The sequence below is a fragment of the Halomonas binhaiensis genome, from assembly GCF_008329985.2.
GTDB classification, from domain to species: domain Bacteria; phylum Pseudomonadota; class Gammaproteobacteria; order Pseudomonadales; family Halomonadaceae; genus Halomonas; species Halomonas binhaiensis.
The window spans coordinates 3,837,498-3,857,871 of the sequence record NZ_CP038437.2 but is presented as its reverse complement, the minus strand read 5'-3'; the positions used below and the strand labels follow the sequence as shown (position 1 = coordinate 3,857,871).

Sequence of the window (20,374 nt, the reverse complement as noted above, 5' to 3'; positions counted from 1 at the left end):
CGATTAACTTATCTCCCTCCTACCAGCCTGTGGGTGTTGCCGATTATGTTACGTATGGCCCAAGAAGCACTTACGTTTGACGACGTATTGCTCGTTCCCGGCTACTCCGAAATCCTCCCCAAGGATGTCAGTCTCCGGACCCGCTTGACGCGCGACCTCTTCCTCAACATTCCTCTCGCTTCCGCTGCCATGGACACTGTCACCGAAGCGCGCCTGGCGATTGCCATGGCGCAGGAAGGCGGCATCGGCATCATCCACAAGAGCATGACAATCGCCCAGCAGGCGACGGAAGTGCGCAAGGTCAAGAAGCACGAGAGCGTCATCGTCAAGGACCCGGTCACCGTGGGACCCAAGGCCAAGCTGTCCGATCTGCTGGCCATGGCGAAGGAGTATGGCTTCTCTGGTTTCCCTGTTGTCGAAGGCGAGAGCCTGGTCGGTCTGGTCACCGAGCGTGACATGCGCTTCCAGCCCAATCATGGCGATAGCGTGGCCGATATCATGACCCCGCGTGAGCGCCTGGTCACGGTAGCGGAAGGCACTGGGCTGGATGTGATCAAGGGCAAGATGCAGGAGCACCGCGTCGAGAAGATGCTGGTCGTGGATGACGACTTCCACCTGCGTGGCCTGGTCACGTTCCAGGATATCGAGAAAGCTCGTACTTTCCCCAATGCAGCCAAGGATGCCGATGGTCGTCTGCTGGTCGGTGCCGCGGTCGGTACTGGCCCTGACACGCCCGATCGTGTTGCCGCCCTGGCCGAAGCCGGTGTGGATGCCATCGTGGTCGATACCGCTCATGGCCATTCCAAGGGCGTGATCGAGCGTGTGCGCTGGGTCAAGGAGAACTATCCGCAGATTCAGGTCATCGGTGGCAACATCGCTACCGCTGCTGCTGCCAAGGCACTGGCCGAAGCGGGAGCGGACGCGGTCAAGGTCGGGATCGGCCCGGGTTCCATCTGTACCACACGTATCGTCGCTGGTGTCGGTGTTCCCCAGATCAGTGCCGTGGCCAACGTTGCCGAAGCTCTCGAGCCATATGATATCCCGCTGATTGCCGATGGAGGCATCCGCTTCTCCGGTGATATTGCCAAGGCGGTGGTCGCGGGTGCCAGCTGCATCATGGTCGGTGGCCTGTTGGCCGGCACCGAGGAAGCTCCCGGTGAGGTCGAGCTGTTCCAGGGCCGTACCTACAAGGCATACCGCGGCATGGGTTCCATGGGAGCCATGTCCCAGACCCAGGGGTCCAGCGACCGCTACTTCCAGGACAAGGATGACGGTGTCGAGAAACTGGTGCCGGAGGGCATCGAAGGTCGCGTACCTTACAAAGGCATGATGAGCGCCATCGTCCATCAGTTGATGGGCGGTTTGCGTGCCTCCATGGGGTACACCGGCTGTTCCACCGTCGATGAGATGCGTACCAAGCCGGAGTTCGTCAAGATCACCGCTGCCGGCTTCAACGAGTCTCACGTCCATGACGTCCAGATCACCAAGGAAGCGCCCAACTATCGTGTTGGCTAGTAGCGTCCTGATTGAGCAATGACTCGCCAGGCCGCATGAACGAGCTGGGAGTGGTCGGTCCTTGCAAGGGCAGGCACCGCTTCCAGCTTTTCGCTTTCCGTAACGTTTCAGGTTCCTCTACCAGGAAAGTCCGATGACCGATATTCACGCCCACAAGATCCTGATCCTCGACTTCGGTTCCCAGTACACCCAGCTGATTGCGCGTCGGGTACGGGAAATCGGTGTCTACTCCGAGGTTCGCGCCTTCGACATCAGCGAAGAAGAAATCCGCGAGTATCAGCCCAACGGTATCATTCTTGCCGGTGGCCCGGAGTCGGTGACCGAACTGGACTCTCCGCGCGCCCCCGATTGCGTGTTCGAGATGGGACTGCCGGTACTGGGCATCTGCTATGGCATGCAGACCATGGCCGAGCAGCTGGGTGGCAGTGTTGCAGGCTCCAACAAGCGCGAGTTCGGTTATGCCCAGATTCGTGTAGATGCCGAGAACGCCCTGTTCAAGGACATCAAGGACCACGTCGACCACGAGACTGGCCGTGGCCTGCTGGATGTGTGGATGAGCCACGGTGACAAGGTGGCGGAAGCGCCCAAGGAATTCACCATTACCGCTTCTACGCCCAGTTGCCCGATCGCTGCCATGGCCTGGGAAGAAAAGCGCTTCTACGGTGTGCAGTTCCACCCGGAAGTGACGCATACCCTGCAGGGCCAGCGAATCCTTGAGCACTTCGTGGTGGATATCTGTCAGAGCGAGTGCAACTGGACGCCGGCACAGATCATTGAAGACCAGATCGCTCGAGTGCGTGACCAGGTCGGTGATCGTCATGTACTGCTGGGACTTTCTGGTGGTGTCGATTCTTCCGTGGTGGCAGCGCTGCTGCACAAGGCCATCGGCGACCAGCTGACCTGCGTATTCGTCGACAATGGCCTGCTGCGCAAGAACGAAGGCGATCAGGTCATGGAAACCTTCGCCAAGCATATGGGCGTGCGCGTGATTCGTGCCGATGCTGAGTCGCTGTTCCTCGGCAAGCTGGAAGGTGTCAGCGATCCCGAGCAGAAGCGCAAAGTCATCGGTAACACCTTCATCGAAGTATTCGATGAGGAATCCGCCAAGATCGAAGGCGTCGAATTCCTGGCCCAGGGCACCATCTATCCGGACGTGATCGAGTCTGCCGCCGCCAAGACCGGCAAGGCCCATGTGATCAAGTCGCACCATAACGTTGGTGGCCTGCCGGAAGACATGAAGCTACAACTGGTCGAGCCGCTGCGCGAACTGTTCAAGGATGAAGTGCGCAAGCTGGGTCTCGAACTTGGCCTGCCGTACGACATGGTCTACCGTCATCCCTTCCCGGGACCGGGCCTGGGCGTGCGCATCCTCGGCGAAGTGAAGAAGGAATACGCCGATATCCTGCGCGATGCCGACGCCATCTTCATCGAAGAACTGCACGCTTCCGGTTGGTACCACAAGACCAGCCAGGCCTTCGCCGTGTTCCTGCCGGTCAAGTCCGTCGGCGTGGTCGGCGACGGTCGTCGTTACGAATGGGTCATCGCCCTGCGCGCCGTGGAAACCATCGACTTCATGACCGCCCGTTGGGCCCACCTGCCTTACGAACTGCTGGAGAAGGTGTCCAACCGCATCATCAACGAGCTGCCCGGCGTCTCCCGCGTGACCTACGACGTATCAAGCAAGCCGCCCGCGACGATTGAGTGGGAATGATCACACGTTAGGTACTAGCTAGAGCAACTGCTCAAGTACTTTGACGAAAAAGCCGCCGGTGAGAGATCACCGGCGGCTTTTTCACATATGGCAGTTACACCGATAGGCACCGATCAACGGCTGGAGAGCATTTCGCAGCTATCGGCTCGCATCACGCGTGACTGCAGTGCCTGACAGGGGATTCAGCTAAAGTTGTGAGACGCCTGCCGAGGCTCAAGGGTGGCGTATTGAAGCGGGTGGTAGCCCACGCTTGCGGAACGCAACTGAACTTGTGCCGTTGTGAAAGGCTTGATACGTGCCTTGGTTGTTGCTGGCACTCGAGTCCTAGGCCTTCATGCTGGTAATGATCCGTGTCGTATCTTTCGCCGGGGGCATACCAAAGGTGCGTGCATATTCTCGACTGAACTGCGTCGGGCTTTCATAACCGACTTCGTGCGCAGCTGCAGTGACGCTGTACCCCGCGGCAATGAGCAGTGTGCGTGCTTGCAGCAGTCGAATTTGCTTCTGATATTGCAAGGGGCTGAGTGCTGTCACTGCCTTGAAGTGGCGATGGAACGCCGACACGCTCATGGCGACATCTGCAGCGAGCTCTTCCACTCGTAAGGGCTTTTCGTACTCGCGACGAATGCGTTGGATAGCCTGGTTCACTCGGGCAAGTGCGGTATCAGGCGTTGCGATATCGCGCAGCATCCACCCCATCGGCCCCTGAAGAACTCGGTAGAGGATCTCGCGCTCATAGGCCGGTGCCAGCGCAGGAATATCGGATGGCTGCTTCATCAAGCGCAACATGCGTACCCAGGCATCAAGAAGTTCCGGCGTCACTGCCGCGACTGAGAAGCCCGTATCCTGCCCGACTCTGTTGGCGGTATTGGGGAGATCCGACAACAGGCCAGTCAGAAGAGGAGCATCAAGGGTCAGGCTGACGGCGAGATAGGGCGCGCCAGAAGTGCTGCTACGGATGACGCCGGCTGCTGGAAGATCGACAGACATGACGAAATAGGTCGCGGGATCGTAGTGCAGGGTCTGCTCGCCCACGGTCATGGACTTGCTGCCCTGCAGGATCAGGTTGACCATCGGATCGTACACGGCAGCAAGCTCGTGCTCTGGGATGGCTCCCTGGACCATCGCCACACGCGGAATACCGGTTTCGGTCCGGCGATTTTCCGCATGAGCAGCAAGGCTTCGAAGTTCGTTCAGTTGTTCTTCCATGGCTCCATTGAACGTTAGCCTCGACTCAGGAACAAGCGGATAAGCAGAAATAGGCAGGATTGCGACAGGAACCGGTGAGTGGGAATGCGCGTGGATGCTTATCGTGTAGGCATTGGTCTTCATTGGAGCGACACATGAGCATCATCGTGATCACTGGCGGTAGTCGGGGCATCGGCGCAAGCACTGCACTGGAATGTGCCCGCAGAGGAATGGGCATCATACTTACCTATAACCGCAACCCGGATGCCGCCCACACAGTGGTCAGTCAAATCCAGGCAGAGGGCGGCAAGGCTGTCGCGCTTCCCCTGGATGTTGGCAATGTCGGGTCTTTCGCGAACTTCCGACAAGTGGTGGAACAGACCCTGGAGGCCAAGTGGAACTCCCGGTCGCTGAGTGGGCTGGTGAATAACGCTGGCTATGGTCTGTACCACCTGATCGAGACCGTTACCGAGGAGCAGTTTGATGGTCTGCTGAGTGTGCATCTCAAAGGACCGTTCTTCCTGACCCAAACGTTGCTTCCGCTACTGATGGAAGGTTCCAGCATCGTCAACCTGACCAGTGCAACCACACGCGTGGCAACGTCAGGTGTCGCGCCTTATGCGACGTTCAAGGGTGGGCTGGAGGTACTGTCTCGCTATATGGCCAGGGAGTTCGGTGAGCGTCGCATTCGAGTCAATTCGGTGTCGCCGGGACCGATCCGTACTGAGCTGGGCGGTGGGCTGAATGAAGCATTCGAAACCCTGTTGGCCTCACAGACGGCGCTTGGCCGGGTCGGTGAACCGGAGGAGGTCGCTCGTGTGATTGCTTCGCTGTTGACCGAGGATGGTGCATGGATCAATGCACAAAACATCGAAGTTTCCGGCGGTTACATCATCTGAAAGGAGTGTCCCATGCTTGATCATATCTTCCTCACGGTCAGCGACACCGATCGTTCTATCGCATTCTACGAACGCGTGCTTCCCGTTCTGGGAATCACCAGCCGACTCGACTATGACGGCAAACATGGCCCTGCGCATCACCCGGACCTGAAAGGTTTTGGGGCAAAGGGCCGCGTGTTTTTCTGGCTGAGTCAGGGGGCGGCTGCGCCTGAAGCGGTGCATGTTGGCTTCGTTGCAGACTCCGAGGCGATGGTGAATGCCGCTCATGCCGAGGCATTGATGGCTGGCGCAACAGAGATACACCCTCCCGGGCCGCAGCTTCACTACGATCCACGCTATTACGCGGCTCAGGTCAGGGACCTGGATGGTTACAGCCTGGAATTCGTCTACAAGAGTTGGCAGCACGAGAGTTGACGTAATGGCCCAGCAGAAAGACAAGCTTCGTAGTGCGACCGGGCGCTGATAACCGGGTGCACGTAAAGGTCGATTTTACCGGCGATTCTGGGCATGAGATCGGCCTGTTGGAAATGGATTAATCAGGACAGAAGTCGGAGCCCCAATGAATAAACTGATGATTTATGGTGCTGCCGGCTACACCGGTAGCATGGCGGCGGAGCACGCTGCATCCGCAGGACTCGACCTCGTTCTCGCCGGCCGTGATCGAGACCGGGCGGCGCTTGAGGTATTGGCCGCGCGTCTCGGCACCGATGTGCGGCTCTTTGCACTGGATGACTCCGGTGCCATCGAAACAGGCCTTGAAGGTATTTCCGTTCTGCTCAACACCGCCGGGCCGTTCAACAACACAGCCGAGCCGCTCATGTCTGCCGCGATCCGTGCCGGAGTTCATTACCTCGATTTCTCGGCCGAAATCGATACCTATCGGCAGGCGCTGGCGCTCGACGGCCAAGCTCGTGCCGCGGGTGTGATGCTGCTGCCGGGAAGTGGAGGCAGTGTTGCGATGCTGGGGAGCCTCGCAGGCCATGCTGTCGCGCGGATCAAGGATCCACACAAGATCAGTATTGCCCTTCATGTGGCGGGAGGAATGTCGAGGGGATCGGCGATCAGTGCGAGCCAGAACATCGTGACGGAGACGCTCCATCTCGTCGACGGTGAACTCGTTGTGCGTAGCTCCGAGGACGTGCGCGATTTTGACTTTGGCAAGGGGCCGCAATCCTCGGTTCCCGTGACCCTTCCTGATCTCGTGACTCTTCACCAGGCGACGGGCGTGACTGATATCGAGACCTTTGTTCATGTCACTGCTGGGGCATTTCCGAGCGGAGACATCGAGGACCTGCCTGCCGGTCCCGGCACCGAAGAGCGAGCGGCGAATCGGTACCGGGCAGCCGTTGAGGTCTCCGACACGGACGGCAATGTAGTGTACTCGGTGCTCGATACGGTGAATGGCTACACCTTTACCGCCATGGCGGCAGCGGAAGCTGCCCGGCGTGTGCTTGCGGGTGAGGTTCGGCCCGGCTTTCAAACGCCCGTCGGGTTGTTCGGCCATGTCTTCGCAGAGACCATTGCCGATACGCGGATTACTGATCTTCTGCCTGATGAGTATTGATAGCGTCGCGATCTTGAGCGATTGAACGGATGCGCAGCTTGCAGGGCAGGAGGCTCTTTCCCTCATGAGAAGCAGGCTAACCGGCTCGGATGAACTCAAGCAGATCGGCATTGATCTGCTCGGGGTGTGTGGCGAACAGGCCATGCGACAGGTCGGGATAGGTTTTGAGCGTACCGTTTGGCAGCAAGTCGATGGCCTTGTAAGCGGATGCTGCGATCGGCACAACCTGGTCGTCTTCACCATGCATCACCAATACAGGGATATCGATCGCTTGAAGGTCGCTGGTGAAGTCGGTTTCGGAGAAAGCCTCGATGGAGTCGTACTGGGCCTTGGCGCCACCCGCCATGCCCTGACGCCACCAATTATCGATCAGGCCTGGTTGGATCTCGGTGCCTTCGCGATTGAACCCGTAGAACGGACCTGAGGGCACGTCGCGGAAGAACTGGGCGCGGTTGGACGCCAGAGCGCTGCGGAAGCCATCGAACACCTCCATAGGGGTGCCTTCCGGATTGGATGCCGACTGAAGCATGACCGGCGTCACCGCTCCGATCAGAACTGCCTTGGCGACGCGGCCTGGTTCTGCTCGAGCGACATAACGTGCGACAACGCCGCCACCGGTCGAATGACCGATATGGATCGCCTCTCTCAGGTTGAGTGCGTTCACCAGTTCTGCCGTATCGGCCGCATAGGTGTCCATGTCATTGCCGGTATCGGTCTGGTCGGAGCGGCCGTGCCCGCGCCGGTCAAACGCGACGACGCGATAACCCTGCGAGAGGAAGAACAGCATTTGGCTGTCCCAGTCGTCCGATGAAAGCGGCCAGCCGTGGTGGAAGACAATGGGCTGGGCGTCCTTCGCTCCCCAGTCCTTGTAGAAGATATTCGTGCCGTCCTGAGCGGTGATTGTCGCCATTGCGGTTTCCTCTTGATCAAAAGCGGTTTGGGCTTTGCAACAGAGAAAGAATAGAAGGGGAATGAGACGGGGGTGATGAGGATCTCCTCATCGGGTTCAGGATTCCCATCACCCCCGCTCAGATCAGCCTGCTTTGCTCGGTACCGGTGTGTTGAGGAGTTGTTGCTCCCACAAGAGGGCTATTCCGCTGCCACCGACATGCTGCACAAGTAACTCCGACAGCTCGGCAGCATGCTCTGTCCGGGCCCAGTCGCGCTGCCATTCGGACACTACAGCCAGCCAGGTCATCATGTTCGCGCCAGCCCCGATCATGCGCTGGATGGCAACCTCGTGTGCCTCTACCGAAACGGCGCCCGAGGCATCAGTGACGACTGTCACGTCCCAACCTTCACCAAGAGCCTGGATCGCTGGCATCGCGACGCAGATTTCTGTCCACAGGCCAGCAATGATCAGTTGCTTGCGGCCGGTGGCCTTGACCACGTCCACCACTTTCTGGTCCTGCCAGGTGTTGATGAATGTCCTATCAATCACCTCCTGATCGGGAAACACATCGGTGATCTGGGGAAAGATGAGACCGCCCCGATCCGCGATAACGCTGGTCAGGATGGTGGGTACGCCGAAGGCCTTGGCGGCCTTGGCCAGCGCCGTCGCATTGTTGACCACCATCTGTGGTTCGTGACTGTTCACGTTCGCGAGCTGGTAGGGCTGGTGATCGATCAGAACAAGCACTGAGTCCTCGGGACGAAGAAGCGACGCAAGGCCGTTACGAAAAGTCATGATCATCCTCTAGTTGCCGTTATAAGCGAGTTTGATGTATCGACGAGTTTGATTTACCGAAAGGCATGCGCCGATTGCGGTGCTGCCTAGATGGACATTGCCGTTCCAAGGCGAGATGCGGTAGTGTCCATCTGCGACAAGCTATGTCGCGAAATGGGGAACGCCTCGATGGACATCGAAGAGCTGCAGACATTCGTCGAAGTGGCTGATGCTGGAGGAGTATCACCCGCTGCACGTCGGCTCGGCGTTTCCAAGTCAATCGTCAGTCGACGACTCGTCCGGCTGGAAGCGGAACTTGGCGTCCAGCTGCTTGCTCGAACTACCCGTGGTGCCGCTCTCACGGAGGCTGGTGCCACGTTCCGAGACTATGCAGCCAGGGTCTGTGCTGAGATTGATGTGGCCAGGGAAACGATCCTGCCCGCCGGCGACCTTCGCGGCCGTTTGCGAATTGCCGTACCGCTTTCTTTCGGCCCGACTCACTTCGCTCCCATGCTTGCGGAAATGGCGCGACGTCACCCTCTGCTTCATATCCAAGCCTGCTACAGCGATCGCTTCGTTGACCTCATTGCAGAGGGATACGATTGTGCGATACGGGTTGGCTATCTTCAGGATTCCAACTTGATCGCCAGACGCATTGGCCCGATTTATGGGAAGCTCGTCGCGAGTCCGGACTATATCGAGGCGCATGGAGCACCCGAGACGCCGGAAGAACTCGTTGCCCATCAGGCCCTCATGCAGGGCACCGAAGCCTGGCAACTCATGGATGGCGACAAGGTCATCACGGTGCGTCCACAGGGAAACTTCAAGGCTGACAACGGCACTGCTCTTGTGGCCGCCGCGGTTGCCGGGCTCGGTATCGGTTACCTGCCTGACTGCCTCACCCATGAATATGTGGCCTCCGGGGCGCTGGTACCGATCATGACAAACCATCCACCACCGCCAGCAGGGGCTTATGTCATCCGCCCGCCAGGTCAACATCCCGCCCGGAAGATACGGGTCCTCACCGAACTCCTGATCGAGTGCTTCGAGCAAGCTCCTCACCTTTGGGGCCCTGGACGCTAAGGCATGAACAGCGCGAAGCCATATTTCGGCCGCGCGGGAACCGAGACGGCGGTGGTCGAGGGCTGATCCGAGGTCATCATGCCCGACTGATTCAGATCTGCATTGTCCGCCAGGGATCGACCTCATCAAAAGGGCGGCGCGCTACTGTGAGCCGCCGAGCTCAGCGGTATTACCTTCGAGTTCCACTTCCGGCAACAGTGTTTCATGCATGACGGGGCTAGTGATGGAGAGGGGAGCTCGCTAGATTGGCAAGTCGTTGCCGGGAGCGCTCAACCCGCTCGCGCAGTGCATATTGATCGACCCCCGGCCTTTGCCTCACATCGTTGAGGCTGTCCAGGAGAGGATGACGCGCATGAGCTGGAACCCTGCAATCGAACCAGGCTGCCCTGATGAGTTGGGCATCGACGTGATCGATACCCTTATCGTTCCGCGGTCCCGAGACATTGGTGGCTTCGAGGTTCGGCGCGCCTTGCCTGCGCCGAAACGGCAGATGATCGGGCCGTTCATCTTCTTCGATCAAGTCGGGCCGGCCGAGTTTCTGACTGGGCAGGGCATTGATATTCGTCCGCACCCGCATATCGGCCTTGGTACTGTTACCTACCTGTATCGCGGTGACTTCCATCACCGCGATAGCATCGGTTCCGACCAGATCATCCGCCCGGGCGCGCTGAACTGGATGGTCGCTGGGCGTGGAATCTCCCATTCGGAGCGAGCGTCAGCAGCGAGCCGAAGCGGACCACACAGCGTGCTTGGCATTCAGACCTGGTTAGCCCTGCCCGAAAGTCATGAAGACATGGCGCCGATGTTCGAGCATCACGGTAAGGAGGCGCTTCCGCTCATCGAGGACCAGGGCGTCTCCGTTCGACTTATCCTAGGGAATGCCTACGGCAAGCGCGCGCCTGCGACGCTGTTCTCGGATACCTTCTACGCCGATGTGAAGCTCGCAGCAGGAGGCCGACTGCCGATGCCGGACAATCATGAGGACAGGGGCATCTACATCGTGGAAGGTTCTATCTCGGTCGCTGGCCAGGATTTTGAGGCGCCTCAGATGATGGTCTTCCGTCCTGGTGACAGGATCACGGTCGCGGCCGGAGACAGAGGCGCGCAGTTGATGATCCTCGGTGGCGCGACGCTCGACGGGCCACGTTATATCTGGTGGAACTTTGTTGCCTCCTCCATGGAGCGTATCGAAGAAGCCAAGGCCGAATGGAGTGCGCAGAACTGGGGCAAGGGACGTTTCGATCTCCCCGTTGATGACCGGGATGAGCACATTCCCCTTCCGGGCTGAGCGGGGCATCGCACATTATGGCCGGTCGCGGCCCATGTTCGTCGGCAGGTAACCCATGCCACTGCTGAGTCAGCTCAGCAGTGGCACTTGCTACAAGAAGAGGGTTCAGGGTTGTGTCACTTCATCGACGAAAGCGGATAGATCGCGATTGAATCGATCGGCTTCCTCAAGAAACGGAGCATGGCCAGACTGAGAGTACATGATGCTGCGAATATTCGAGTTCAAGGCTTTCGCTCGTGCAATAGAAGGTTCGGGATGCACGAGTGCATCTTGCGTACCGTAAAGGAGCAGCATCGGTTTGCGCGTCGCGCCCAGCCCCTCTGCAACGGCGATGGTCATGGAAGGTACGGCGTCCTGCATTGTGGGTGAGGCCAGGGCCGCGTTGGCCAGCAGGCGTTGGAAGGTAACAGTGTCGGGCTGAGTCTGGAAGCACAGTGCAAGAAACTCGCGCTCAGCGTCCAGGTGTGTTCTTAAGTCCGCTGAACTAAGACCATGGTATACCGCTGGATGCGCCACGATTTGATCCGGTTGTAGCTCAATCACACCGCCAACGTATAGTGCACCAGCGATGCGACCGTCGCCGTATGCGGCCAGGTAGTTCGTGATGACGGCGGCGCCCAGAGACCATCCGACCAACACGGGGTTGTGGGCATTCGAGGCTGCAATCACCGCTGCCAGATCGTCCGCCCAGCGGCGCCCATCCGTGTACGCCTCTGGGCTGCTGGGCATTCCGGATACGCCATGACCGCGGAGGTCGTAGGTGATCAGGCGGTAGCCTTGAAGCGCTGGACTTCTCACCTGGGCTTCCCAGCTCAGGTGGCTGCCAAGAAGACCATGAATGAGGATGACGGGTTGGCCATCCGGGGCGCCTGACTCCTGAACGGCGATCGTGACCCCATCTGGTGCGGTGATGGTGTAGGTTTTCGTTTCAGCCCATGAAGTCGTTGAGACGATAAGCAGAAGGCTGATCAGGGCCAGCCTGCGGAGTGCGTCTAGCGCGATAAGGTGAAGCATGACAGAAGCTCCTGAAGGGGGAAGGCGTGCAGTATCCCCCCTCACACTGATGTCAGGGTCAAGAGCCCCATGCTATGCTGCTGAACTATGAGCCAGGCTACTTCTTCAATGCCAGATTCTTCAATGTCAGAGTGTTGGTTGTCGATTGGCGACCTCGCCCGGGAGACGGGGGCGAGCGTGCGCTCGATCCGCCATTATGATGGGCATGGCTTGCTCACTTCCTCCCGTGCCAGCAATGGCTATCGAGTGTTCCCAGCAACCGAGGCGATTGTACAGGTCAGACAGATTCAACGCCTGATTGCAGCAGGTTTTAGCCTGGCCGAGATTCGAAGCTTTCCTGATTGCATGCTCTTGATCGAAGGGGCGATGTCTTGCCCGGAGACATCCGAGATCCAGCGTAAGCGGCTTGCGTCCATAGAACGTCAGATCGCCGATCTCGAGCGCCGACGTGTGCGTCTGCGCCAGATGTTGGCTGAAGGAGCGGCGCCTCCCTTGGACTGAATATTGTCGTTTGTTCTCCTTTTTTTCTCCTCTCGTATCTCTCTCAATCAGCTGACTGCCGAATTCTTGCGGTTCATCCTTGTGCATGAAACGATGCTTCTTGCATCGTCTGATAAAGAGGGTCGTATGACACAAGACTTCATGCCAACCATTGATACAGAGCGACTGCTACTGCGCCCTTTGAACTTAGAGGATTCGCAGGCGTTACTCGGAATATTTTCTGATCCTGAAGTGATGAAATATTGGAATACTTCGCCATGGAAGGGACTGGATGATGCACATGACTTTATCAACGCTAGTGCTGAAGAAATGGCTCGGCAGGAATCCATCATACTCGGGGTTGTGCTAAAAGATACTAACGAGCTGATTGGAAAGTGCATGCTGTTCAGTTATGAAAAAGAGTCGAAGCGTGCGGAAATTGGTTTTGGTATTGGGCGAAACTACTGGGGGAAAGGGTTTGTGTCCGAGGCCGGTGAGGCTCTTCTGGATTACGGCTTTAATGTCTTAGGGCTTCGTCGGGTCGAGGCAGAAATCGATCCTGATAATATTTCATCCGGGAAGACATTGGAGCGTCTCGGTTTCATTAGAGAAGGGCTTCTTCGACAACGCTGGGAGATCAATGGCGTTGTGTCTGACTCGGCGCTTTATGGAATGCTGTCTGCTGACCACCAGGCCATGACAGCCAGGCAGAGGTAAGATGAGAGGGGACGTACTGAAGAGCAGATCATCGACACCTTCAAGATCGACAGGTGCGGTGTTGGCTGATTGAACAGGCCCGGTAGCCCCTGACTATCTATCGCCAATGGGGCTCATAGCTGCCTGTGTAACCATTGTCCTATCACCGGCCATAAAGTGTCGGCATGTCTTGATCGAAAATACCCCATATGACCAACTGGGGCTCCTTGGCTTTCATGACTTCCAAGTTGCATCCGAGTGACAGCACAACCGGTGAAGTATGACGTCATTAGATCAATGGCTTCGGAAGGTGCCCATCGATCATCGTCAATGCCTATCGCGAGCAGCGGCATGGCTGGCCTGGCAAAGCGTTTGGCAGCATCCACTTCCGGGTCATCGAAGAAATAATTGGGCATGCTTGTCCAGCGAGACCATTGCTGCATGATTTTTGCCGGAACATTCTCGCTCACTCCGAGCCTTTTTCCTGGAAAGTAACCAAGTAGCTTGGCTGTGACGGGGCCAATGACCTTTAATAGTAAAGCCACCTTCCAGCGTTCATGAAGCGGACGGATAAAACGCAAGCATCCTGCTTGAGAACATATGGTGACAGCAGCCGTGAGCCGCTGGCTACTTTCGCAAAGCCCTATGGCATGTCCACCAAAGCTATGCCCAATGGCAAAATGCGGCAGTGAGTCGAAATGCTCACTGACCCAAGACGTTATCCTTTCTATGTCATGGTCAGCCCAATCGGTGAATCCTGCATCCACCGACTTGGCCTCCATGCTCTGGAGTCCGACGCCTCGGTAATTAAAGGTGACCACGGCAAACCCCTGAGCCGCCAGATATTGAGCGAATGGAAGATACATCCGCTCTGTGACACCCGTAGCAGGATTGATTTGAACGACCCCTTTGATGTCATTCGACGCCTTGTGCAATGTCAATTCAAGCGGATGGTGACAGGGGGCGCCAAGTTGATGGCGAGTGGCTTCCATTTCTTCCTCTCATTCAAACGATTGTTTTAATGCGAGAGTTCATAGCATGCCATTCCCATCAGGCACTGGCTAGTCAGTGGGCAGAACGGGTTACCGCTGGAAGCCTGGATAGCCTGATGACTTGTGGCTTTTCGTTATGTGGTTGGCAGCGGGATCATATCTGGGGTGTTGACGCACAATATATGAACATGTATTCATGTGTTGTATTAAAACGTCCGGGGGGCAGGTATGGCTCATTCACACTCGCATGATCATCACGACCACGATCATTCTCATGCGCCGACGGTCACTGCGGGCAACGAGCGCAAGGTGCTATTGTCGTTCTTCCTGATCTTTTCCTTCATGATCGTGGAGGTGGCAGGGGGGCTTATCTCGGGCTCGCTGGCCCTGCTCGCTGATGCGGGGCACATGCTGACAGATGCCGTGGCGCTGGCGCTTGCCTATGCCGCCTTTCGCTTTGGCCGGCGTGCTGCGGACGCCAAGCGGACCTTTGGCTATCTGCGTTTCGAGGTTATTGCAGGCTTCGTCAACGCTGTCACCCTGTTCGCCATCGTGTTGTGGATCATCTATGAAGCCTGGCAACGCTTCCAGGCACCCCATGCCGTTCTTGCCGGGCCGATGCTGGGCGTTGCCGTCGTCGGGCTTCTGGTCAACGTCGTTGTATTCTGGATTCTGACGCGTGGGGATAGTGAGCACGTCAATATCAAGGGCGCGGCCCTGCATGTGCTGGGCGATCTGCTCGGATCGGTCGGTGCGATCGTTGCCGCCGTAGTGATCTACTTCACGGGCTGGACTCCGATCGATCCCATTCTGTCGGTGGTGGTGTCCTTGCTGATCTTGCGTAGTGCCTGGAAGCTCCTGGCCAAATCGCTGCATATCTTGCTGGAAGGCGCTCCCGACAATGCGACGCCAGAACTGATCGAACGCCATCTCACCGAGTCCGTGCCGGGGCTCGCCACTGTCAGCCACATTCACGTCTGGTCGATCACGTCCGGGCGTATTCTGGCCACGATGCATGTGCAGCCAGAGAGCGATGCCGATGCTCGGACAGTGGTGAGATCGGTCGAGCAGGAATTGAAGTCTCGTTTCGAGATTGAACATGCCACCGTCGCTCTCGACTGGAGTGACGAAGACGAGTCATGCAGCCTGTCCCAGGCTTCAGCCGATGGGCATGGCAGTTGTGGACATAAGCATTGAACGCCCAGCAGGAGACTGTCATTGAATCACGCGAATTCACCGTCACAGAATGACATTGCCATTCTGGCAGAAACCTTTCATCTGCTTGGGGAACCGACCCGACTGAGGATTCTGTTCTTTTGCCTGCGCGAAGCCAAGTCGGTGGGTGATATTTCGGAAAGCCTGGATCTGTCCCAGACACTGGTCAGCCACCATTTGCGTCTGCTCAGGGGAGCGCGACTGGTCAGAAGGGAACGCCGCTCAAGGCAAGTATTCTACGAAGTGGCCGACAGCCATGTAAGCGACATGCTGGTCGACATGGTGAGCCATGTGGAGGAGGACGCTACGGATGACTAGTGTCTATGGCGTCATCAAATGCCACTCGATGTCCGCCTGGCATACCAGGCGTGAACCAGCCCGGCCTGGAAGAATGGCACCGGTGCATCGAATCCTCCTGCTGTCATGATGGCACTGATGCGCTCGGGTGGCAGTACTGCGACGTCGCGGCCGTACATGGCGCGGAACCGTTCTACCGTGTCAGGGGCTACATCCCCGGCGCTCATCAGTTGCACCCAGACGTCCAGCAGGCTTTGATACTCCGGGGAATTCATGTCTGACGCCAGGTCGGCGCTGGCCAGATAGCCACCTGGCCGAAGCCGCCCGGCGATCTCGCGAAAGAAATCCGACCGCTTTTCTTCTTCCATGATGAACTGGGACACAAGGAGCGAGGTGGCCGCATCGAAGGGCGTCGAGGGTGCCAGCGTCTCGAGATAGCCGTTGTGAAACTCGCAGCGAGATGCAATCCCGTGTTCCTCCGTGCGGCGGCGGCAGACTTCCAGCATCGACGCGGAAGGCTCCACGGCCGTGAAGTGGTATTCGGGAAAGCGCTGCGCGAGGTGGAGAATCTCGGAGCCGGTTCCGGCCCCGACACACAGCACTCGTGCATCGGCGGGAAGACCGGAAAACACTGCGCTGACCAGCAGGTTCAATCCATCACGAATCGGAGCCAGTCTGGACCATTGCTGGTCGTAACCGTCGGCTTGTTGATCGAAGATCGCTTCCAGCTCTTTGCGTTGCATGTTTCCTCCAGACGAGCATGTGACGTAATCTTTGATGTTACATGTTATTGCATGCCTCGCCAAGCAAGGGGCAGATGTCACTGGGCCATTACAGTGGGTTCACTGCTACCATGGGCCGCTCCTGTCGAGAGAGCGGCTCGTTTCATGAGCTGTACCCATTACCTCGAAACGCTTATCAGCAAGGCGTCAGGGCGCTGCCGCAAGGAGACATGACGATGACCTACGACGAGATCACCCTCCAGGCCAGGGACGGAGAATGCCCTGCCTATGTGTTCACCCCGGAAGGGCAAGGCCCATGGCCTGCAGTGATTGTCTATATGGATGCCTTTGGCATCCGGCCTGGGCTCAAGCAGATGGCAGAAACCATCGCCGCTAGTGGCTACCTGGTGCTGTTGCCGGACCTGTTCTACCGCTTGGGAAACTACGGCCCGCTGGTACCGAAGGACATCTTTGCCGGTGACGATTTTCGTGCCGTGATCGGGCCGCTGATGGCCAGCACCGACAACCATAAGGCAGCAGCGGATACCGAGGCGTTTCTGAAGTATCTGGATGCGCGTGAAGATGTCATCGGTGGCAAGGTCGCCATGGTCGGCTTCTGCATGGGGGGTGGCATGGCGATCACCGCCGCTGCCCACTATCCGGATCGCGTGGCGGCAGCGGTGAGCTTTCATGGCGGCAATCTGGCCACCGACCAGCCCACCAGCCCGCATCTGCTGGCACCGAAGATCCAGGCCGAGTTGTATATCGCTGTGGCCGACAATGACAAGAGCTACCCACCGGCAATGGCCGAACGTTTCGAGAGAGCGTTGAGCGATGCTGGGGTGAGGTATCGTAGTGAACTGTATCGAGGTGCGTCTCACGGCTGGATGAAGCCGGACTTTCCCATCTATGACAAGGCCGCGGCCGACAAGGGGTGGGCCGAGATGTTCGAACTGCTCGAGCGCACGCTTCGCTGAGTTGTATGGCAAGGACGGATGGTTTTCCCCTGCCAAGCTCGACGATGAGGGCAAGCACGTTGCCCTCTCTTGTCTCTGTACCTTCCCTTGTCTCAGCCGAATGCCATGGTCGCGATGATGTCAGCCATGGCGCTGGCCATCCACGGTGACATCGATGTCGACCTCGACCATCATTCCGGGGCCGATCAGCTCGAAGGGGCCATCATCCAGGGCAATACGCACAGGAATACGCTGAGTGATCTTGGTGAAGTTGCCGGACGGGTTGGGGTCTGGCAACAGCGCGAATTGGCTGGTCGCGGCGCGTCCGATGACGGCGACATGGCCATGGAAGTCGTCGTTGGGGTAGGCATCGACGGTGATGTCGACCGGCTGGCCGAGACGCAGCTCGCCAACATCGGTTTCCTTGATGTTGGCCTCGACCCACAGGGCGTCGGGGTTATGCATCATCAGGATCGGCTGACCGGCGCTGATGTATTCGCCCTCGTCGATCAGTGTCTTGTCGACTATCCCGCCGATCGGGCTTGGCACTTGCAGGTCGCTGAGGCGCAACTGTTGCTGAGCCACCTGGGAACGAGCCTGGGCCAGCTCCTGAGTCGCCATCTCCAACTGGGCGCGAATCACGTCGGGATTGGGCAGTGGCATCTGCGAACCGTTGATGAAGCCGACCTGGGCGTTGTCGGCCTGAGCCTGGCTGACGGCCACTTCTTGGGTGGCCTGGCGGGACTCCGCCTGGGCAGATTGCAGGGCGTAGTAGTCCTCGTCACGTTGCTGCTGCGAGACCGAGTGCCTGGCCAGCAAGGAGTTGGAGCGCTCATAGTCCTTGCGAGCCTGCTCCAGACGCGCATTGGCGGCATCCATGGCGGCTCGACTGGCCTCCAGCTCCTGCTGGGTGATATTCAGCCCGCCCTCGAGCTGTGCCTGGGACAGCTTCAGACGTGAGTTCTGGTAGTTCAGCCGGGCCTGTGCAGCGGCTACTCCAGCTTGCAGTGCCTCGAGCTGGCGCTCATCCGGTTGGCTGTAAAGCCGCGCGACCATGTCGTTCTTGGCCAGAGTGTCTCCCTCGATAAGGGTGAAATCCGTGACCCAGCCTGGCAGGCGGCTGCTGATGGTGACTTGATCGGCCATTACCCGCGCATCCTGGGCACTGACATGCGTCAGGCGGTGATAAATCGCCAGGCCAGCCCAGATCAGACAGGCCAGCACCAACAGGGTGAGCAGTGCTAGCCGGGAGGCTTTGGGCAAGCGGCGGGATGCGGCTTGTGAGCTTGGTGTTGTCATGTCGAAGATCCTCGAACGAGCGAAAAAGGATTAGGCATACCGCCAGCGGCTGAGCAGCACCGAGGGAATGCTGACGATCAACAGGACGCCTACCAGTAGCCAGAAACCATCCTGGTAGGCGAGGAGCGAGGCCCAGATCGACTCCAGGCGCCCTGTCAGATAACCCGCCATGGTCTGCTGCTGGGTATCTGGAATGCCGAGACGGGCGGTCAACTCCGCCAAGTAGCTGAGTTGTTCATTGGCCATGGCGTTATTGGCATTGATGCCTGCATTCAGGTGGTGGCCATGCAGCGCTGTCTGGCGGTCGAGCAGAATGACCAGGCCCGCTGTACCTAACGCTCCCCCCAGCTGCATGGCGAAGTTGATCGCTCCTGAGCCGTGACCGGTAAGCTGCAGCGGAAGCGCAGCGATGGCATTGGACAGCGTGGGTGGTGGGAAGGACGCCATGCCGATGGACATGATCGCCATGCTGCCGGCCAGGAAAGCGAAGGAGGTGTTCCAGTCCATCTGTGCCATGTGCCATACCGAGAACACCGTGCAAGCCAGTCCCGGCAGGGTGATCCAGTGTGGTGGGTGGCGGTCGCTGAGCCAGCCTACCAGTGGCACCAGAACGCCGAGCACTGCTGTCGATGGTACGAAGATCATCCCGGCGGTGATGGGGCTGTAGTGCAGGACCGACTGCACAAACTGTGGCAGCAGATACATCACGCCGTAGAAGGCACCGCCGAATAGCAGCATCGCCAGGGCGCCGACCACGAAGATCCGGTAGCGGAAGATCGCCAGGTCGAGCAGCGGGTGTTTGGTGTGCCTTTGCCAGGCAATGAAACTTGCGGCACAGAGTAGCGAGAACAGCACCAGCACTGGCACTCGTGGATCGTCCCAGCCCCAGCGCTGGCCGTTGGAGAGCGCCGTGAGGATGGAGAAGACCGCGGCGAAGAGCATGGCGACACCCGCCCAGTCGAAAGGTGGACGCGGCCCCTTCTGCTCACGCGATGGCAGGAAAATATAGCCCATCGCTACCGCCGCCAGGCAGATCGGCAGGGTAATGAAGAATACGTATCGCCAGGTGAAGTTCTCCACTAGCCAGCCGCCGATCACCGTTGCCAACGTCAACGGCAACCCCAGACACATGCCGTACATGGCCACAGCCATGCCCCGTCCTTCCGGGGGGTAGGCAGCGAACAACGCCTGCATGGCCACCGGTCGGATCAACCCGGTCATCGCGCCCTGGATAATGCGGGCGGCGACCAGTGTTGCCATGCCTTGGCCCAGGCCGCCGAGGATCGATGCTGCGATGAATACCAGCAAAAGGCCCATGAAAGTAGCACGCTGGCCGATGGCGGCTACCAACCAGGGTGCGACCAGCAGCGATACGGTGGTGGAGGCCAGGAAACCGGTGGATAGCCACTGTACCTGGGAATCGCTCATGCCGAAGGCACCCTTGATATAGGGAATCGCCACATTGACGATAGTGATCGACATACCGAGCGCTACCAGGCCCAGCATCACCGTGAGCGTTACCCATAATCGATAGCGAGGGCCATAGCGCTTGAACAGACGTTCCACCTGAGTCATGGGGGGCGTCTCGCGCAGAGAGGTGTCATTCGACAAGGAGACTCTCCTTCATGCAGTCGGGGAGGGACCCATTGACGCGCAAGAAACGGGCCGGTATCCGGAGGGACACCGGCCCGGATGGGCTGCGGGTCATCAACGTGCAATAGCGGGTTTATAATTCGTATGCTAAGGATGCTAGCGTATCCTGGCAGTGAAGCACAGGGGGCAGAAAGAA

Annotated in this window: 20 protein-coding genes; 12 read left to right on the top strand and 8 right to left on the bottom strand. The window is 58.5% G+C overall.

Annotation, left to right across the window (positions count from 1 at the left end):
• Nucleotides 1-45: 45 nt before the first annotated feature.
• Complete coding sequence (gene guaB, locus E4T21_RS16930) at nucleotides 46-1,515, top strand: IMP dehydrogenase (protein ID WP_149286157.1); 1,470 nt, start codon at nucleotides 46-48, stop codon at nucleotides 1,513-1,515.
• A gap of 133 nt (nucleotides 1,516-1,648) precedes the next feature.
• Entirely contained in the window at nucleotides 1,649-3,226 is a 1,578-nt protein-coding gene (guaA, locus tag E4T21_RS16925; RefSeq protein ID WP_149286156.1) for a glutamine-hydrolyzing GMP synthase, read from the top strand.
• 324 nt (nucleotides 3,227-3,550) lie between these two features.
• On the opposite strand, the gene E4T21_RS16920 is transcribed toward guaA, so the two are convergent.
• Nucleotides 3,551-4,435 carry an AraC family transcriptional regulator gene (locus tag E4T21_RS16920; RefSeq protein ID WP_149286155.1) on the bottom strand — a complete coding sequence of 295 codons (885 nt, stop codon included), beginning with the start codon at nucleotides 4,433-4,435 and terminating at the stop codon, nucleotides 3,551-3,553.
• A gap of 134 nt (nucleotides 4,436-4,569) precedes the next feature.
• On the opposite strand from E4T21_RS16920, the gene E4T21_RS16915 reads away from it, so the two are divergent.
• The 3 genes from E4T21_RS16915 (at nucleotide 4,570) to E4T21_RS16905 (ending at nucleotide 6,877) form a co-directional block, all read left to right on the top strand.
• The gene (locus E4T21_RS16915; RefSeq protein WP_149286154.1) at nucleotides 4,570-5,313 is read left to right on the top strand and encodes an SDR family NAD(P)-dependent oxidoreductase; all 744 of its coding nucleotides are present in this window, start codon (nucleotides 4,570-4,572) and stop codon (nucleotides 5,311-5,313) included.
• Between the two features lie 12 nt (nucleotides 5,314-5,325).
• Nucleotides 5,326-5,727, top strand: coding sequence for a VOC family protein (locus tag E4T21_RS16910; protein WP_149286153.1), 402 nt, complete (start codon nucleotides 5,326-5,328; stop codon nucleotides 5,725-5,727).
• Nucleotides 5,728-5,872: 145 nt separating this feature from the next.
• Nucleotides 5,873-6,877, top strand: coding sequence for a saccharopine dehydrogenase NADP-binding domain-containing protein (locus E4T21_RS16905; protein WP_149286152.1), 1,005 nt, complete (start codon nucleotides 5,873-5,875; stop codon nucleotides 6,875-6,877).
• A 76-nt stretch (nucleotides 6,878-6,953) separates the two neighbouring features.
• Here E4T21_RS16905 and E4T21_RS16900 read toward each other — a convergent pair whose 3' ends face one another.
• A complete protein-coding gene (locus tag E4T21_RS16900; protein WP_149286151.1) occupies nucleotides 6,954-7,787 on the bottom strand; it encodes an alpha/beta fold hydrolase in 834 nt (277 codons plus the stop codon).
• A 123-nt stretch (nucleotides 7,788-7,910) separates the two neighbouring features.
• Nucleotides 7,911-8,564, bottom strand: a complete 654-nt coding sequence (locus tag E4T21_RS16895) for a hydrolase (protein ID WP_149286150.1) — start codon at nucleotides 8,562-8,564, stop codon at nucleotides 7,911-7,913.
• Between the two features lie 90 nt (nucleotides 8,565-8,654).
• On the opposite strand from E4T21_RS16895, the gene E4T21_RS16890 reads away from it, so the two are divergent.
• Complete coding sequence (locus E4T21_RS16890) at nucleotides 8,655-9,626, top strand: LysR family transcriptional regulator (protein ID WP_240349199.1); 972 nt, start codon at nucleotides 8,655-8,657, stop codon at nucleotides 9,624-9,626.
• Nucleotides 9,627-9,969: 343 nt separating this feature from the next.
• Nucleotides 9,970-10,914, top strand: coding sequence for a pirin family protein (locus tag E4T21_RS16885; RefSeq protein WP_240349198.1), 945 nt, complete (start codon nucleotides 9,970-9,972; stop codon nucleotides 10,912-10,914).
• Nucleotides 10,915-11,019: 105 nt separating this feature from the next.
• Here the strand turns inward: E4T21_RS16885 and E4T21_RS16880 are convergent, their stop codons facing one another.
• Nucleotides 11,020-11,928 (bottom strand): alpha/beta fold hydrolase, encoded by a 909-nt coding sequence (locus E4T21_RS16880; RefSeq protein WP_149286149.1) that lies wholly within the window; start codon nucleotides 11,926-11,928, stop codon nucleotides 11,020-11,022.
• A 108-nt stretch (nucleotides 11,929-12,036) separates the two neighbouring features.
• Here E4T21_RS16880 and E4T21_RS16875 point away from each other — a divergent pair, with 108 nt between their 5' ends.
• Together E4T21_RS16875 and E4T21_RS16870 are read left to right on the top strand one after the other, a co-directional pair.
• A complete protein-coding gene (locus tag E4T21_RS16875; protein WP_187775029.1) occupies nucleotides 12,037-12,429 on the top strand; it encodes a MerR family transcriptional regulator in 393 nt (130 codons plus the stop codon).
• 126 nt (nucleotides 12,430-12,555) lie between these two features.
• Nucleotides 12,556-13,125 (top strand): GNAT family N-acetyltransferase, encoded by a 570-nt coding sequence (locus tag E4T21_RS16870; RefSeq protein WP_149286148.1) that lies wholly within the window; start codon nucleotides 12,556-12,558, stop codon nucleotides 13,123-13,125.
• 113 nt (nucleotides 13,126-13,238) lie between these two features.
• Here E4T21_RS16870 and E4T21_RS16865 read toward each other — a convergent pair whose 3' ends face one another.
• Nucleotides 13,239-14,096, bottom strand: coding sequence for an alpha/beta hydrolase family protein (locus E4T21_RS16865; protein ID WP_149286147.1), 858 nt, complete (start codon nucleotides 14,094-14,096; stop codon nucleotides 13,239-13,241).
• 228 nt (nucleotides 14,097-14,324) lie between these two features.
• Here E4T21_RS16865 and E4T21_RS16860 point away from each other — a divergent pair, with 228 nt between their 5' ends.
• On the top strand, nucleotides 14,325-15,293 hold the full coding sequence (locus E4T21_RS16860; protein WP_149286146.1) for a cation diffusion facilitator family transporter: 969 nt from the start codon (nucleotides 14,325-14,327) through the stop codon (nucleotides 15,291-15,293).
• Nucleotides 15,294-15,314: 21 nt separating this feature from the next.
• Nucleotides 15,315-15,629 (top strand): ArsR/SmtB family transcription factor, encoded by a 315-nt coding sequence (locus tag E4T21_RS16855; protein ID WP_149286145.1) that lies wholly within the window; start codon nucleotides 15,315-15,317, stop codon nucleotides 15,627-15,629.
• A gap of 14 nt (nucleotides 15,630-15,643) precedes the next feature.
• On the opposite strand, the gene E4T21_RS16850 is transcribed toward E4T21_RS16855, so the two are convergent.
• On the bottom strand, nucleotides 15,644-16,351 hold the full coding sequence (locus E4T21_RS16850; protein ID WP_149286144.1) for a class I SAM-dependent methyltransferase: 708 nt from the start codon (nucleotides 16,349-16,351) through the stop codon (nucleotides 15,644-15,646).
• 215 nt (nucleotides 16,352-16,566) lie between these two features.
• Here E4T21_RS16850 and E4T21_RS16845 point away from each other — a divergent pair, with 215 nt between their 5' ends.
• Nucleotides 16,567-17,307, top strand: a complete 741-nt coding sequence (locus tag E4T21_RS16845) for a dienelactone hydrolase family protein (protein WP_149287294.1) — start codon at nucleotides 16,567-16,569, stop codon at nucleotides 17,305-17,307.
• A gap of 120 nt (nucleotides 17,308-17,427) precedes the next feature.
• Here the strand turns inward: E4T21_RS16845 and E4T21_RS16840 are convergent, their stop codons facing one another.
• Both E4T21_RS16840 and E4T21_RS16835 read right to left on the bottom strand, forming a co-directional pair.
• Nucleotides 17,428-18,585, bottom strand: a complete 1,158-nt coding sequence (locus E4T21_RS16840) for an HlyD family secretion protein (protein WP_149286143.1) — start codon at nucleotides 18,583-18,585, stop codon at nucleotides 17,428-17,430.
• A 30-nt stretch (nucleotides 18,586-18,615) separates the two neighbouring features.
• Nucleotides 18,616-20,196: a DHA2 family efflux MFS transporter permease subunit gene (locus tag E4T21_RS16835; protein WP_240349197.1), complete on the bottom strand. Its 1,581-nt coding sequence runs from the start codon at nucleotides 20,194-20,196 to the stop codon at nucleotides 18,616-18,618.
• Nucleotides 20,197-20,374: the final 178 nt, after the last annotated feature.

What these genes read in the sequence shown, in the direction of transcription:
- E4T21_RS16905 (WP_149286152.1), top strand. Translation starts at nt 5,873, where the DNA reads ATGAATAAACTGATGATTTATGGTGCTGCCGGCTACACCGGTAGCATG.
- E4T21_RS16870 (WP_149286148.1), top strand. Translation starts at nt 12,556, where the DNA reads ATGACACAAGACTTCATGCCAACCATTGATACAGAGCGACTGCTACTG.
- E4T21_RS16910 (WP_149286153.1), top strand. Translation starts at nt 5,326, where the DNA reads ATGCTTGATCATATCTTCCTCACGGTCAGCGACACCGATCGTTCTATC.
- E4T21_RS16895 (WP_149286150.1), bottom strand. Translation starts at nt 8,564, where the DNA reads ATGACTTTTCGTAACGGCCTTGCGTCGCTTCTTCGTCCCGAGGACTCA.
- guaA (WP_149286156.1), top strand. Translation starts at nt 1,649, where the DNA reads ATGACCGATATTCACGCCCACAAGATCCTGATCCTCGACTTCGGTTCC.
- E4T21_RS16875 (WP_187775029.1), top strand. Translation starts at nt 12,037, where the DNA reads ATGCCAGATTCTTCAATGTCAGAGTGTTGGTTGTCGATTGGCGACCTC.
- E4T21_RS16850 (WP_149286144.1), bottom strand. Translation starts at nt 16,351, where the DNA reads ATGCAACGCAAAGAGCTGGAAGCGATCTTCGATCAACAAGCCGACGGT.
- E4T21_RS16915 (WP_149286154.1), top strand. Translation starts at nt 4,570, where the DNA reads ATGAGCATCATCGTGATCACTGGCGGTAGTCGGGGCATCGGCGCAAGC.
- E4T21_RS16900 (WP_149286151.1), bottom strand. Translation starts at nt 7,787, where the DNA reads ATGGCGACAATCACCGCTCAGGACGGCACGAATATCTTCTACAAGGAC.
- E4T21_RS16865 (WP_149286147.1), bottom strand. Translation starts at nt 14,096, where the DNA reads ATGGAAGCCACTCGCCATCAACTTGGCGCCCCCTGTCACCATCCGCTT.
- E4T21_RS16860 (WP_149286146.1), top strand. Translation starts at nt 14,325, where the DNA reads ATGGCTCATTCACACTCGCATGATCATCACGACCACGATCATTCTCAT.
- E4T21_RS16920 (WP_149286155.1), bottom strand. Translation starts at nt 4,435, where the DNA reads ATGGAAGAACAACTGAACGAACTTCGAAGCCTTGCTGCTCATGCGGAA.
- E4T21_RS16845 (WP_149287294.1), top strand. Translation starts at nt 16,567, where the DNA reads ATGACCTACGACGAGATCACCCTCCAGGCCAGGGACGGAGAATGCCCT.
- E4T21_RS16840 (WP_149286143.1), bottom strand. Translation starts at nt 18,585, where the DNA reads ATGACAACACCAAGCTCACAAGCCGCATCCCGCCGCTTGCCCAAAGCC.
- E4T21_RS16885 (WP_240349198.1), top strand. Translation starts at nt 9,970, where the DNA reads ATGACGCGCATGAGCTGGAACCCTGCAATCGAACCAGGCTGCCCTGAT.
- guaB (WP_149286157.1), top strand. Translation starts at nt 46, where the DNA reads ATGTTACGTATGGCCCAAGAAGCACTTACGTTTGACGACGTATTGCTC.
- E4T21_RS16880 (WP_149286149.1), bottom strand. Translation starts at nt 11,928, where the DNA reads ATGCTTCACCTTATCGCGCTAGACGCACTCCGCAGGCTGGCCCTGATC.
- E4T21_RS16890 (WP_240349199.1), top strand. Translation starts at nt 8,655, where the DNA reads ATGGACATTGCCGTTCCAAGGCGAGATGCGGTAGTGTCCATCTGCGAC.